The 13423-nt window shown below is 68.6% G+C and carries 16 protein-coding genes; 8 read left to right on the forward strand and 8 right to left on the reverse strand.

The features are described 5' to 3' along the window. Positions 1-35 precede the first annotated feature (35 nt). From PHA84_RS12490 to rsrA, 3 genes are all read left to right on the forward strand, one after another. Positions 36-653: an alpha/beta hydrolase family protein gene (locus PHA84_RS12490; RefSeq protein ID WP_270888447.1), complete on the forward strand. Its 618-nt coding sequence runs from the start codon at positions 36-38 to the stop codon at positions 651-653. 241 nt (positions 654-894) lie between these two features. Further along, the gene (locus tag PHA84_RS12495) at positions 895-1518 is read left to right on the forward strand and encodes a sigma-70 family RNA polymerase sigma factor (protein WP_270888655.1); all 624 of its coding nucleotides are present in this window, start codon (positions 895-897) and stop codon (positions 1516-1518) included. After that, entirely contained in the window at positions 1515-1799 is a 285-nt protein-coding gene (rsrA, locus tag PHA84_RS12500) for a mycothiol system anti-sigma-R factor (protein ID WP_270888448.1), read from the forward strand. The genes PHA84_RS12495 and rsrA overlap by 4 nt, the downstream gene beginning before the upstream one ends. 123 nt (positions 1800-1922) lie before the next feature. Here the strand turns inward: rsrA and PHA84_RS20790 are convergent, their stop codons facing one another. Next, positions 1923-1997, reverse strand: coding sequence for a 50S ribosomal protein bL37 (locus PHA84_RS20790; protein ID WP_369791897.1), 75 nt, complete (start codon positions 1995-1997; stop codon positions 1923-1925). A gap of 307 nt (positions 1998-2304) precedes the next feature. Here PHA84_RS20790 and PHA84_RS12505 point away from each other — a divergent pair, with 307 nt between their 5' ends. From PHA84_RS12505 to PHA84_RS12515, 3 genes are read left to right on the forward strand one after another with little or no spacing between them, the layout of a single operon-like run. Continuing rightward, positions 2305-2433 carry a hypothetical protein gene (locus PHA84_RS12505; protein WP_270888449.1) on the forward strand — a complete coding sequence of 43 codons (129 nt, stop codon included), beginning with the start codon at positions 2305-2307 and terminating at the stop codon, positions 2431-2433. Positions 2434-2474: 41 nt separating this feature from the next. Then, the gene (locus PHA84_RS12510; RefSeq protein ID WP_270888450.1) at positions 2475-3926 is read left to right on the forward strand and encodes an HD-GYP domain-containing protein; all 1452 of its coding nucleotides are present in this window, start codon (positions 2475-2477) and stop codon (positions 3924-3926) included. Beyond that, entirely contained in the window at positions 3923-5230 is a 1308-nt protein-coding gene (locus tag PHA84_RS12515; RefSeq protein WP_270888451.1) for an HD-GYP domain-containing protein, read from the forward strand. The genes PHA84_RS12510 and PHA84_RS12515 overlap by 4 nt, the downstream gene beginning before the upstream one ends. Positions 5231-5347: 117 nt before the next feature. Here PHA84_RS12515 and mctP read toward each other — a convergent pair whose 3' ends face one another. The 7 genes from mctP to PHA84_RS12550 all read right to left on the reverse strand — a co-directional run bounded on the left by mctP (position 5348) and on the right by PHA84_RS12550 (position 11112). Continuing rightward, positions 5348-7024, reverse strand: coding sequence for a monocarboxylate uptake permease MctP (gene mctP, locus PHA84_RS12520; RefSeq protein WP_270888452.1), 1677 nt, complete (start codon positions 7022-7024; stop codon positions 5348-5350). Further along, positions 7021-7305 carry a DUF3311 domain-containing protein gene (locus tag PHA84_RS12525; protein ID WP_270888453.1) on the reverse strand — a complete coding sequence of 95 codons (285 nt, stop codon included), beginning with the start codon at positions 7303-7305 and terminating at the stop codon, positions 7021-7023. Before PHA84_RS12525 ends, mctP begins: the two co-directional genes overlap by 4 nt. 218 nt (positions 7306-7523) lie before the next feature. Continuing rightward, the gene (gene sodN / locus PHA84_RS12530) at positions 7524-7922 is read right to left on the reverse strand and encodes a superoxide dismutase, Ni (RefSeq protein ID WP_270888454.1); all 399 of its coding nucleotides are present in this window, start codon (positions 7920-7922) and stop codon (positions 7524-7526) included. A 115-nt stretch (positions 7923-8037) separates the two neighbouring features. Next, positions 8038-8400, reverse strand: coding sequence for a S24/S26 family peptidase (locus tag PHA84_RS12535; protein WP_270888455.1), 363 nt, complete (start codon positions 8398-8400; stop codon positions 8038-8040). A gap of 22 nt (positions 8401-8422) precedes the next feature. Further along, positions 8423-9211, reverse strand: coding sequence for an amino acid ABC transporter ATP-binding protein (locus tag PHA84_RS12540; protein WP_270888456.1), 789 nt, complete (start codon positions 9209-9211; stop codon positions 8423-8425). Continuing rightward, entirely contained in the window at positions 9208-10176 is a 969-nt protein-coding gene (locus tag PHA84_RS12545) for an amino acid ABC transporter permease (protein ID WP_270888457.1), read from the reverse strand. The genes PHA84_RS12540 and PHA84_RS12545 overlap by 4 nt, the downstream gene beginning before the upstream one ends. Positions 10177-10188: 12 nt before the next feature. Further along, positions 10189-11112 carry an ABC transporter substrate-binding protein gene (locus PHA84_RS12550; protein WP_270888458.1) on the reverse strand — a complete coding sequence of 308 codons (924 nt, stop codon included), beginning with the start codon at positions 11110-11112 and terminating at the stop codon, positions 10189-10191. A 356-nt stretch (positions 11113-11468) separates the two neighbouring features. On the opposite strand from PHA84_RS12550, the gene PHA84_RS12555 reads away from it, so the two are divergent. After that, a complete protein-coding gene (locus PHA84_RS12555) occupies positions 11469-12635 on the forward strand; it encodes an NAD(P)-dependent malic enzyme (RefSeq protein ID WP_270888459.1) in 1167 nt (388 codons plus the stop codon). Positions 12636-12721: 86 nt separating this feature from the next. After that, on the forward strand, positions 12722-13420 hold the full coding sequence (locus PHA84_RS12560) for an FkbM family methyltransferase (protein WP_270888460.1): 699 nt from the start codon (positions 12722-12724) through the stop codon (positions 13418-13420). The last annotated feature ends 3 nt before the right edge of the window (positions 13421-13423 follow it).

Here is a 13423-nt window from a genome sequence, read left to right on the forward strand (position 1 = left end):
GGGGTAGGAGGCCCACGCTGAAGCCGACCAGGGTCGTGGAGATCGCCACGCCTCACGGTCCGGGGCGCGCCACCGTCTACCGCCCTCGCGGGGCGCACGCGACCCTGGTACTGGGACACGGCGCTGGGGGACAGGGGTGGGCCGGCGACCTTGTCGCGGTGACCGAGGCGATGACCCGTGCCGGCTGGGCGGTCGCCCTCGTCGACCAGCCCTGGCGCCTCAAGGGGCTGAAGGTCGCTAGCCGCCCCCCGACGCTGGACGAGGCCTGGATACCGATCGTGCGCCGGCTCCGGACGGGTCGCGGTGGGCTGCCCGGGCCGCTGGTGGTGGGCGGGCGCAGTGCAGGCGCCCGAGTCGCCTGTCGCACCGCAGACGAGCTGGCGGCGGCCGCCGTGCTGTGCCTGGCCTTCCCGCTGCATCCGCCCGGCAGACCAGCGGTCTCCAGGGCCGACGAGCTTCTGCGACCAGTCGAGGCACGGATTCCTCTGCATGTCGTGCAGGGCGAGCGTGACCCGTTCGGCTCCCCCGCGCAGGTCCGCGAGCACCTGCCGAACCCGGCCATGGTGTCGGCCGTGCAGGGCGCCCACAGCTTCGGGCCCGGCCCCCTCGACGTCGTCAGGGCCGCCAGCAGCTTCCTGTTGTCCCTGACCTAGCCGCCCAGACCCTCACCTGTCGCTGGTCGCCGAGGGCGAGGGAATGAGGGCCACGGAAGTCCCGTTGTGACTGGTGACCCCCTCGTCACTGTCCCAGGAGCAAGCCGTGCCCGTGCTGACCGACCCGCCGCCGGCGCGGACCATCGACCTGACGGGCCCGCCGGTCGGCGCACGCGCCCTCGGTCTCGCGGCAGGAAGCCAGAAGGCGGCCCCGCTACGCGCCGGGCTAGGCTGGCGGGTGATGACTGAGACTCCCGCCCCCGACGCCACGGTCGACGTGGACACCGAAGGCCGGCAGGCACGCCAGGCGCGCTTCGAGCGCGAGGCCATGCCGCTGCTGGACCAGCTCTACTCCGCTGCCCTGCGCACCACGAGGAACCCTGCGGATGCCGAGGACCTCGTCCAGGAGACCTACACCAAGGCGTTCGCGGCCTTCCACCAGTACCGCCCGGGCACGAACTTCAAGGCGTGGATGTACCGGATCCTCACGAACACGTACATCAACAGCTACCGCAAGAAGCAGCGGGAGCCCCTGCAGTCGGATGCCTCCGAGGTGGAGGACTACCAGCTGGCGCGCGCCGAGTCGCACAGCTCGAGCGGCCTCAGATCGGCGGAGACGGAGGCGCTGGACCACCTGCCCGACACGGAGGTGAAGCGCGCCCTGCAGGAGCTTCCGGAGGACTTCCGGATGGCGGTCTACCTCGCCGACGTGGAGGGCTTCGCCTACAAGGAGATCGCGGAGATCATGGAGACGCCGATCGGGACGGTCATGTCGCGGCTGCACCGTGGCCGGCGTCAGCTCCGTGAGCTCTTGACCGAGTACGCCGCAGAACGCGGCTTTGCGACCCAGGGAGCGGACTCATGAAGTGCGGACCTGACTCTGGCATGGACGAGGCGGCCGGCGCCGACTGCTCGGAGGTGCTGCACCGCGTCTACGAGTACCTCGACGGTGAGATGACCAGGGACGACACGGTCAAGATCCAGCACCACCTCGACGCGTGCGCGCCCTGCCTTCAGCAGTACGACCTCGACCAGGCCCTCAAGGCCCTGGTGAAGCGGTCGTGCGCCTGCGAGGAGGCGCCGGTCGAGCTGCGTACGCAGATCATGGCCCGGATCACCACCATCCGGTTCGAGATCGCGGAGTAGCTCGCCCTCGCCGGGGAGCTCGGCCTTTCGGGCACCGCATCCCTCGTAGACGACGAAGCGGGGCGGTCGGACCTGAGAGTCCGATCACCCCGCCTCGTCGTCTGCTGCGTCTGTGGCGCGGGCTCAGGCGTTGGGCTTGCGGCCGTGGTTGGCCGCGTTGCCCTTGCGCGAGCGGCGCTTGCGGGCGCGCTTGCTCATGGGGGTCACTCCGTCGGATTTCGGTCTGGCGCGGGGTGCGCCCGGTCTGGCGCGCTATTGTCTCACAGTTCCCGCGAATAAGCGCCTGCCACCGGACAAGAGCGTCCGAATGTGTGCGTTTCCGGTGCAATCGGTGGATATGGATCTTCAAGACTTGGTCAAGAACAAGTCAGTAAACAATCAACACCGCAGGTTGGAGGGCATCATAGTCCTGCCAGCCAACCGCACCCCTGACGGTTCGCGGCATTGACCGCCCGATTGGTCCGAACGGACGATACAGGCATCGGGCATAAGGAGACCATCAGCCATGAAGGCCATCACCACCATCTTCGAGTCCATCCTCCGCGACAACAAGGACCTGGTCTGGGCCCCCGAGGACTCTCGCGACGGTGCTGCGACCCAGTTCGCGTCCAACACCTGGAGCTGGGGCGGCTGATTCACGGCTGCTGAACCTCACTGCCGGACTAGAGTGAGGTCGTGACGGCCGGGCGTACGAACGAGTCCGGGACCCACCGGAAGGCGCTGTGGACCAACCTCTTCGTGAGTGTGGTCGTGTGCGCGGCGGTGTGTCTGCTCTGGCTCGGGTACGTCGTAGCGGGAAGGCCGTACGCGACAGGCGCCCTTGGTGTGCTGGCAGTACTGGCCGTGACCGGCTGGGTGCTCCGTGAGGGCGACGTCGGTCACCGCGTGCAGTTCTCCTCCACGAGCATCGTCCTACTGGCCTCAGCCGTGATCATCGGCCCGGTCGGCTCCGGGCTCGTGGGACTGGTTTCCAACCTCACCGAGTGGCGACGGGGACGACCCGTCGTCTGCGCCTTCAACGCGGCGATGCACTCGGTCGTGGGAAGCGTCGGCGGGCTCGTGTTCTTCGCCCTGACCGGCCCCCACGCCATCGAACAGGTCCACGGGGCCCTCGACATCATCGGCCGGATCGGCGCACCACTGCTCGTCGCCGACATCGCGCAGTGCGGGACGAACGCCGTCCTCCTCGCAGGTGTCATGCGCGTCTCCGCCGGGGTCCCTGCGCGGACCCAGATCATCAAGCTTCTGAGCACCACGGGCGTCGCCTACGTCGGCTACGGCGTCATCGGCTTCCTCTTCGTCGTCCTCTGGGTCCCCGCCGAGGTCGGCTGGTTCAGCGCCGTGCTCGTGCTGGCCCCCCTCTTCGTGGCCCGCTGGGCCTTCGTGCAGTACGGCGACGAGCTGCGAGCCCAGGACCGCACGCTGCGAGCCCTCGTGACGGCTGGCGAGATCAAGGACCCCTCCAGCGCCGGCCACAGCGACCGCACCGCACAGCTCGCCGAATGGCTTGCCGAGACGCTCGGGCTGGGGCACAAGGAGATCCAGGAGGTCCGGACCGCCGCCATGCTGCACGACATCGGGAAGGTCTGCGTGCCGACGCGGCTCCTTCGCTCGCGGCAGGTGCTGTCCGACGACCAGCTCGTCGTCATGGCGGAGCACGCGCTCAGCGGGGTGGACCTCGTGCAGGGCATCGACTTCCTCTTCGGGTCCGTCCATGGCATCGCGCATCACCACGAGCGGTATGACGGCCGCGGCTATCCCGCGGGCCTGTCGGGCGACCGCATCCCCTTGGTCGCGCGGATCGTCGCGGTGGCTGACGCCTTCGACAGTCTGACGACCTCGCGGCCGTACCGGCGTGCCGCCACGGTGGAGGGGGCTCTGGCCGTGATGGCCGCCCGTGCCGGCTCGCAGTTCGACCCGCAGATCGTCGAAGCGCTGCGGCGGGCTCTGGCGCGCCACGACTGGACGCCGACCGAGCGGACGCCGGACCAGCTCGCCGCGGCCGGGGTAGCGCTGGACCACGACGAGCCGGAGATCTCGGACCTCTTCGCCACCCGGCGGGACCTGCGTGACCGGGTCCAGGGCGCGACGACGTCCGTCGCCCTGCCCACGGGGAGCCATCGGTGAACCGGCTGCGCCGCCTCACCGTCGATGCCAGGTGGCCTGTCGCGGTGGCCGCAGGCGCGACCGTGGTGGTCTCGGGATGGGTGGGCCGGGCGGACCTTCGGGAGCTGCACGGCGGGCTTCTGCTCTCGGTCACTCTGTTCCTGCTGGCGATCGCCGTCGGGGAGACTGCCCGGCTCACGATCCTCACCGGACGCGAGACCTCGCCCATGTCGACGGCTGCCGCTCTGGGGCTCGCCTTGTCGCTGCTGAAGTTCCAGGGGTCCGCTGGCCACGTCGGCGCGGCCCTGGTCACGGCTGTCGTGGCCTGTGGCATCATCGTCGGCTCCCTGCTGCTGAGGGCCACCGGCGCCCGTGTCTCCTGGGTGGACATGTCCGCCCGGGTCGCCGGCGCCTGGGTGGCCCCCGTGCTCTACCGGTACGTCCGCTTCGACGGCCAGACCCTGGTGCAGTGGCAGGAGGCGTGGGCGCACCACCGTTGGCTGGTCGGGCTCGTCATGCTGCTCGTCGGTGGGGTGGCGATGCTGGTCGACCTCGTCCTGGAGGCAGCGGTCCGCGCCGGACGCGACCAGGCTCCGCTCCTACCGGCCGTCATCGACGAGGTCCGCTCCACGGTCGCCCTCGCCACCGCCCTGGTGACCTCCGGCGCCCTCATCGCGCTCGCGGCACACGCGATCGGCATCGCGGCCCTCCCGCTGTTCCTCTTCCCGCTGGTCCTGACGTCGTTCGCCGTCCAGCGCTATGCCAGCATCCGGCTCACCTACCGCCAGACCATCGGCGCCCTGTCCGGTCTCACGGAGCGCGCGGGGTACACGGTCACCGACCACGGCCAGCGGGTGGCGCAGCTGTCGCTGGCGGTGGGGCGTGACCTCGGTATGGGGCAGCGGGAACTGACGGACCTGGAGTATGCCGCGTTGCTGCACGACCTGGGGCAGGTGGCGTTGCGGGAGCCGATCCCCATGGGTGCCACGGTGCTCGTGGCGCCCGCGGACCAGCAGCGGATCGCCCACGACGGCGCGGAGATCGTGCGCACCACCGGCGTACTCGACAACGTCGCGGCCATCCTGGAGGCGCAGACGACGCCGTACCGACAGGTGCGGGAGTTCGGCCAGGACCTGCCTCTCGCCAGCAGGATCATCAAGGTCGCCAACGCCTACGACGACCTCAGCGCTCCCGGCGGCGAGAACGACGAGCGCGCCATCGAGCGCATCCACCTCGGCCTCGGCTACGAGTACGACCCGCGCGTCGTGGACTCGCTGACCCGCGTCCTGGACCGCCGCCGCCGGCTGACCACCGCGCACGGGTGACGCGCCGTCGGTGTCGCACGGGTGACGTGCGGCGGCCCCGGGCGGCACAACGAAGCGAGAAGCGGTGCCGGGACCGAGGCCCCGACACCGCTTCTCCGGTACTGCTGCGACGCGCCGTCAGGGCGCGCCGGTGGTGAGCCGGACGTCCATCTCGAGGTTCTTCTCCACCCGCGGGTCTCCCGCGTCGGCGAAGTAGTCACCCTTGATCGTCTCGTCCCGGCCCGGGTCGACCTTCATCGCGTTGAGGACCAGCGTCACGATGGCGGCCACCACCAGGTTGATGACGAACGCCGTCATGGCGATGTAGCCCAGCTTCCCGATGACGGGCATCTGGGCGAGCGACCCACCGAAGTGTCCCTTCGTCGTGGGGTTGATGACGTTGTAGGCGACCAAGGTTCCGTAGACCATGCCGACGGCCCAGCCGGCCAGGAGCCCCCACCGGTGGAACCAGCGGGTGTAGAGGCCGAAGACGATCGCCGGGAAGGTCTGCAGGATCCAGATACCGCCGAGCAGCTGGAAGTTGATCGCGTTCTGCTTGTCCAGCGTCAGCACGAACACCAGGGCGAAACCCTTGACGAGCAGCGAGACCAGCTTGGAGACCTTGGCCTCCTGGGCGTGCGTGGCGTCGGGCTTGATCCAGTCGCGGTAGATGTTCCTGGTGAACGTGTTCGCCGCCGCGATCGACATGATGGCCGCCGGAACCAGCGCTCCGATCGCCACCGCGGCGAACGCCACGCCGGCGAACCAGCTCGGGAACATGTCCTCGAACAGCTGCGGGATGACCAGCTGCGCGTTCGGCTTCCCGTCGAGCCCGATCGGCTTGGTGCCCGCCGCGATCGCCACCCACCCCAGAAGAGCCAGCAGTCCGAGGACGAACGAGTACGCCGGCAGGATGGAGGCGTTGCGGCGGATGGTGTTGCGGTTCGAGCTGGACAGCGTCGCCGTGATCGAGTGCGGGTACATGAACAGGGCGAGGGCCGAGCCCAGCGCCAGCGTGGCGTAGGCCCAGTACTGCTGGGCGCCCGGGATGAACGAGCCGGTTGGCTTCGCCGGGTTGGCGACGCTGGGCTTGGCCATCTTGGCCTCGGCGGCGCTGAAGACATGGGCCCAGCCGCCCACCTTGGACGGCAGGTAGATGACGGCCACGATGATCACCAGGTAGATCAGCGCGTCCTTGACGAACGCGATGACGGCGGGCGCCCGGAGCCCGCTCGAGTACGTGTAGGCGGCGAGGAGGGCGAAGGCGATGAAGAGCGGCAGGTCCTTGGCGAGGGCGTTGCTCCCGCCGAGCCCGGCCACCTCCAGCACGGCCTGGATGCCGACGAGCTGAAGAGCGATGTACGGCATCGTCGCGAGGATGCCGGTGATCGAGACGGCCAGGGCGAGGCCCCTCGACCCGTAGCGGCCCTTGACGAAGTCGGCCGGCGTCACGTACCCGTGACGGTGGCTGACCGACCACAGCCTCGCCATGAAGACGAAGATGATGGGGTAGAGCACGATGGTGTACGGCACGGCGAAGAAGCCGTTCACTGCTCCGAGCGCGAACATGGCGGCCGGGACGGCCACGAAGGTGTACGCCGTGTACAGGTCGCCGCCGAGCAGGAACCAGGTGACCCAGGTGCCGAAGCGTCGACCGCCCAGGCCCCACTCGTCGAGCGACTCCATCGAGTCGGCCCTACGCCAGCGGGTCGCCCAGAAGCCCATTCCGGTGACGAGCGCGAAGAGCACGATCAGGACCACGAGCGCCACGCCGTTGACGCCGGTGTTCGCGGCCGCGGGCACGAGACTGCTCATCGGCCATCCTCCTCACGGTAGCCGCCGGTCATCGGTCGGTGCGGGCGAGCCTTGAGCACCAGGCGGTACGCGGTGTACGTCATGGCGGAGCAGAGGAACACCCACAGGAACTGGTACCAGATGAAGAACGGGAAGCCCCACAGCTGTGGGTCCTTCTTCGCATAGCTGCTCACCCACAGCAGAGCGATCAGCGGGATCGCCAGCAGAACGCCGGCGATGGCCAGCAGCCCCTTGTTGGCGGGCGGGACGGTGTCGTGATCGACGTCGGTGTCGGTGCTCACCTTGACCTCCAGATGACAGGCGACGACTGCGGATGCGCAGCCGGGTGCACGATATGCCCGACTCCCGGGTAACGGGGGGATGTCACGGGTCACATCGGTAACAGCCCGTGGCGTCGGCTCGAGCACACGTACCCCAACCGACCGGTACCCGATCCGCGGCCCGGAGAAACGACGGCGCCCGCCCCCGAGGGGGCGGGCGCCGGTCCGAGCGACAGAGGTCAGGCCGCCTTCGTCTCCTTGAAGATGGCGTCGATCTCGTCGATCTTGGCGAGAAGCTCGTCGGCCTTGCCGGCGTCGAACTCGCCCTTGGTGCCCGAGGCACCCGCGAGCTTGGTGGCCTCGTTGAAGAGCGTGTGCAGCTGGGGGTACTTCTCGAAGTGCGGGGCCTTGAAGTAGTCGGTCCACAGCACCCAGAGGTGATGCTTGACCAGTTCGGAGCGCTGCTCCTTGATGAGGACCGCGCGGGTCCTGAAGTCAGGGTCGCTGTTGTCGGCGACCTTGGCGATGATCGCCTTGATGGACTGCGCCTCGATGCGGGCCTGGGCAGGGTCGTAGACGCCACAGGGGAGGTCGCAGTGGGCGCTGACCTCGGTCGGGGTGAAGAAACGGGAGAGCATGCGAATCCCTTCTGCGAGATGGACGATCACGTGCTGGTTCAACCTACCCCGGCCCCTCCCGGCCCGCACAGGCCCCCTCGGCACGCTGCGAGAGCGACTCCCCCCGGGCCTGGTGTCACTGGAGGGGTCGGCGGCCTCCGGGGAGCCGCAGGCGCTGCGGGATGCGGAAGAGGACGACCGCTCTGATCTGTTCGCGGGCGAGGGATCCGATGCCATGCGTCCAGGAGTCGGCCACGCCTGACACGGTCTGGTTGTCGCTCTCCACCCAGTACCGCCGCGGGTCGCTGGGGTCACGGCCGGTGACCCGCTTGATCGCCAGCGGACGCGGCATACCGCTCTCGTCGGGGGGAAGGCGGACGATGGCGAGCCGACCCATCCGGGGCGGGGCACCGCGCAGTACGACCATCCGGTCACCGGTGTGCAGAGTGGGCTCCATCGACCGCCCCCGGACCACCACGACGCCTAGCCCGACCGCCATCAGGCGTGCCCGTCCCGGCGCATCAGGCGTGCTCCTCCTGGCGCATGCGCCGCAGGAAGGTCCTGGTGCGCTCGTGTTGCGGGTTGGTGATGACCTCCGACGGTGGTCCCTGTTCCACGACGACGCCCCCGTCCATGAAGACGACCCGGTCGGCCACCTCGCGGGCGAAGCTCATCTCGTGGGTCACCACGATCATCGTCATGCCGTCCTGGGCGAGCTGGCGCATCACCTTCAGTACCTCGCCGACGAGCTCCGGGTCCAGGGCGGAGGTCGGCTCGTCGAAGAGCATGAGCTTGGGCTTCATGGCCAGTGCGCGCGCGATCGCCACGCGCTGCTGCTGGCCGCCGGAGAGCTGGGCGGGGTAGGCCGAGGGCTTGTCCTTGAGTCCCACCTGTTCGAGGAGCTCCAGAGCGCGGGCCTTGACCTCGGACTTCTTCTCGCCGTTGACCTGAATGGGCGCTTCCATGATGTTCTCGAGGGCCGTCATGTGCGGGAAGAGGTTCCAGCGCTGGAAGACCATGCCGATCTCACGTCGCTGTGCGGCGATCTGCTTGTCGGTGAGGTGGTGCAGGTGGCCATCACGGTCGGAGTAGCCCATGAGCTCTCCGTCCACCCAGATCCGGCCGCCGTCGATGGACTCGAGCTGGTTGATGCACCGCAGGAACGTGGTCTTGCCGGAGCCGGACGGACCGAGGAGGCAGACGACCTCGCTCTTGTCCACGTCCATATCGATGCCTTTGAGGACCTCGTTGCCGTGGAAGGCCTTGGTCACGTTGACTGCGTGGACGAGCGCAGGATGCCGGTCACTCACTTGCCACCACCTCCGAGTCCTTGGAACGACAGGAGCCTGGCCCGCAGGGCACCCTGCTTCGCCGTCGACCCGGTGCCGAAGCCGCGTCCGAAACGCCGCTCCAGGTAGTACTGCCCGACCATGAGCACGCTGCACACGATGAGGTACCACGCCGTCGCCGCGACGTAGGTCGGCATGATCTTCAACGTGCGGGAGCCGATCGTCGAGGCCTGGTAGAAGAGCTCGGCGTTCACCGGGATGGCGATGAGGAGCGAGGTGTCCTTCACCATGGCGATCGTCTCGTTGCCGGTGGGCGGGACGATGACACGCATGGCCTGCGGCAGCACGACGCGGCGCATCGTCTTGGCCGACGACATGCCCAGGGCCTGGGCTGCCTCCACCTGTCCCTGGTCCACGGACAGGATGCCGGCCCGCGCGATCTCGGCCATGTAGGCGGCCTCGGACAGCCCGAGGCCGATGATGCCCATGAGCAGCGTGCTGCTGAACTGGTTGACGTCGAGGGAGAAGAAGGTGAGGTCGCTGCTCAGGCCGAAGAGGTGGCTGAGCTGCTGGCCGAAGGGCACCCCGATGTCGAACTTGCTGTAGAGGTAGCCGAGGCCGGTCCCGAGGATGACGAGCAGCACGTAGCGGGGGATGGCACGGAAGAACCAGGTGTAGACGAACGCCACGCCGCGCAGGACGGGGTTGGTCGACAGGCGCATGATGCCCACGACGACGCCAAGGCCCACCCCGAGGACCATCGCGCCCAGCGTGCCCAGGATGGTGCCGCGGACCAGTCCGTTGAGGACCGGGTTGAAGTTCATCACCTGAAGGGCGAAGGGGAAGTCCCAGCGCGGGTTGGTGACGAACGAGCTGACGACCATCGCGACGATGACTGCGATGAGCGCCAGTGCGACCCAGCGCCACGGGTGGGGGACCGGCCGAGCGTGGATCGCGCCCGGCCGGTCCTGGCTTGCGTCAGTCATCTGATCCTCGGATCACGGGTTGACGGCGAAGTCGGAGATCGCCCCGGAGTCGTTGCCCCACTTTGTGAGGGTCGCCTTGTACGTGCCGTCGGCGGCGATGGCCTTGAACGCGTCGGCGATCGCCTGGGCGAAGTCCGTCTCGGCCTTGGGGACCACGATGCCGTAGGGGGCGGAGTCATAGATGTCGCCCAGGGCTTCGAGCTGGCCGCCGGTCTGCTTCACGGCGTACAGGCCCACCGGGGAGTCGGCGAGCATCGCGTCCGACTTACCGGAGATGACACTGGCCGTGACCTTGCTCTGGTCGGCGTCGATGATCTGCTTGATGGCCGGCTTCCCGGCGTCGGTGCACTTCTTGGAGCGTGCGGTCAGGTCGTCGATCTGCGTGGTGCCCTTCTGGACGCCGATCGGCAGCCCGCAGGCGTTGTTGGGGTCGACCTTCTTGGGGTTGCCCTTCTTCACGGCCCACTGGGTGCCGGCGTTGAAGTAACTCACCATGTTGACCTGCTTCTTGCGGTCCGGGTTGATGGTGAAGGAGGAGACACCGACGTCGTACTTGCCCGAGGTCACGCCGAGGATGATCGTGTCGAAGCCGGCGTTCTGGAAGTCCGCCTTGAGCCCCAGCTTGGCCGCCACGGCCTTGAACAGGTCGACGTCCATCCCGACGACCGTCTTGCCGTCAGGGTCGATGAACTCGTTGGGGGCGTAGGAGGCGTCGGAGCCCACGACGATGGTGCCCTTGTCCTTGATCTTCTGGGGCACCTTGGCCGCCAGCGCGCTGTCCACCGAGGTGGTGGTCGAGCTGCTGCTGCCCGACGAGGAGGAGGAGCTGGAGCTCGAGCCTGTGTCGAGGGAGTTCGAGCCGCAGGCGGACAGGGCCAGACCGGCGGTGGTGAGCCCCGCGAGGAGGAGGGTGGTGGGGCGAAGGCGCTGGATCATGTGCTGGGGCGTTCCTTTGCTCGTATGCCGTGGCCGAGGTACCGGGCTGTGGGCCGGGACCCGCCGAATGGCGGTTAGAGCGCATCCTGCCAGCATTGACCCAGCGTGCGGAAAGAACCCGGCAACCTAAACAGTCTCGGGTGCGAGATTCGCCGATCGGACAGCGTCGATGGGCGCGAGACGCGTCACAGTCGGAGGACGACGCTGGCGACGGCGTCCTCGGTGTGTCAGCATGAACCCGCGGGTAACCCCCGCCCCCGCGTCTGAGCGGCCACACCCGGCCCGTCTGATCGACTGGCCCTACGTCGGTGTCGAGCCCCCGCCGCACTCCTCGAGCGACCTGAGGTGAGCTTTCGATGTCTGTCCCCGCCCCTCCGTCGGTGTACCCACTGTTCGACGCGACCGCCCCCGTCTTCAGGGCCCACGAGGGGGGCAAGCTGGGCGTACACGCCACTCAGCCGCTGCGGGACCGGGCCGACCTCTCGTTGCTCTACACCCCCGGGGTCGCCGACGTGTCACGGGCCATCGCAACGGACCCATCGCTGGCGTCCCGTTACACCTCTCGCGGGAACACCGTCGCGGTCGTCACGGACGGCACGGCGGTCCTGGGCCTTGGAGACATCGGCCCGCTCGCCGCGATGCCGGTGATGGAGGGCAAAGCCCTGCTGTTCAAGCACTTCGCCGATGTCGACGCCGTGCCCGTCTGCATGGAGACGGGCACCGTGGATGAGCTTGTCGAGGCCATCGCCCGCATCGCCCCGACCTACGGTGGCATCAACCTCGAGGACATCTCCGCGCCGCGTTGTTTCGAGATCGAGCAGCGGCTTCAGGAGCGGCTCGACATCCCGGTGTTCCACGACGACCAGCACGGGACGGCCGTCGTCGTACTGGCCGGTCTGATGAACGCGGCCCGTGTCGTGGAGCGGTCGCTGTCGTCCCTGCGAGTCGTCGTCGCGGGTGCGGGAGCGGCTGGGGTCGCGGTGACCCGGCTCCTCGCCACAGCGGGCGTGACCGACCTGGTGGTCTGCGACTCGCGGGGCATCATCGCGCCGTCGCGGCCGGACCTCGCGGACCACAAGCGCCGCCTGGCTGCGTTGACCAACTCTCGTGGGCTGTCGGGCTCCCTCGCTGATGCGCTGCTGGGTGCTGACGTGTTCGTCGGCGTCTCGGGCGGCACGGTGGCGGAGTGCGACATCGCCGGGATGGCCCCGAGGTCGATCATCTTCGCGCTGGCCAACCCTGACCCTGAGGTCCATCCGGACATCGCGTCGAGGTATGCCGCGGTCGTCGCCACCGGGAGGTCGGACTTCCCGAACCAGATCAACAACGTGCTTGCCTTCCCGGGCATCTTCCGTGGCGCGCTGGACTCCGGGGCGGCGCAGGTCACCGAGGCGATGAAGCTCGCCGCCGCCTCGGCGATCGCTAGCCTTGTGCCTGTCCCGACCGCTGAGGAGATCGTCCCGAGCGTCTTCCACGAAGGTGTCGCAGAGGCGGTGGCCCGGGCGGTCGCCCGGTTGGCATGACCGGTGTGGTCCCGCCTGCGCGGTCGTGCCACGCCGAGCAGTCCGGCCTCAACGCCCTCCCTTCATCGCGTCGATAGCCTTGAGCCGTGCGCATCTTTCTGGACATCGGTGCCCATACCGGTGAGACGTTGGACGTGGTCCTGGACGCGCGGTGGAAGTTCGACCGGATCTTCAGCTTCGAGCCCGCTCCCTCCTGCTGGCCCGCCCTCGAGTCCCGACGGGACCCACGTCTCACGCTGTGCCGGTTCGGGTTGTGGACGCAGGACACATCCATCCGGCTGCACAACCCTGGGGACGTCGGCGCCTCTGTCGCGGAGGACAAGGACGACGTCGAGAGCTCGGCGCTCTGCGACTTCCGGGACGCCGGGGAGTGGTTCGAGCAGAACGTCTCCAGCGACGACGAGGTGTTCGCCAAGATCAACATCGAGGGCGCCGAGTACGAGGTGGTAGAGCGGCTCGCCGCCAGCGGGCAGCTGGCCAAGATCGACCACCTGCTGCTTCATCTCGATGTGCGCAAGTCACCGAGCCGGGCGCATCTGGAGCCGCTGATCCGGGCTGACCTGGAACGAGCGGGCGTGGAGTACCAGACCGCGGACCAGATCCAGTTCGGTGGGGTGCTTCGCGGCACGAGGAACTGGCTCCTCTGGTGCGCGGCCGACCCACGCTGGCGGGACCTGCGGTACAAGCGGCTGCGCAGCATAGAGAGCCGGGCCAGGGTCGCGCTGTACCCCCTCAAGGTCAGGGTCGCGGGGCGGCGGGGCGAAGGGTCAGCCACCCGCAACTAGGAT

It is taken from the genome of Pedococcus sp. 5OH_020, from assembly GCF_027812955.1.
Lineage (GTDB): Bacteria > Actinomycetota > Actinomycetes > Actinomycetales > Dermatophilaceae > Pedococcus.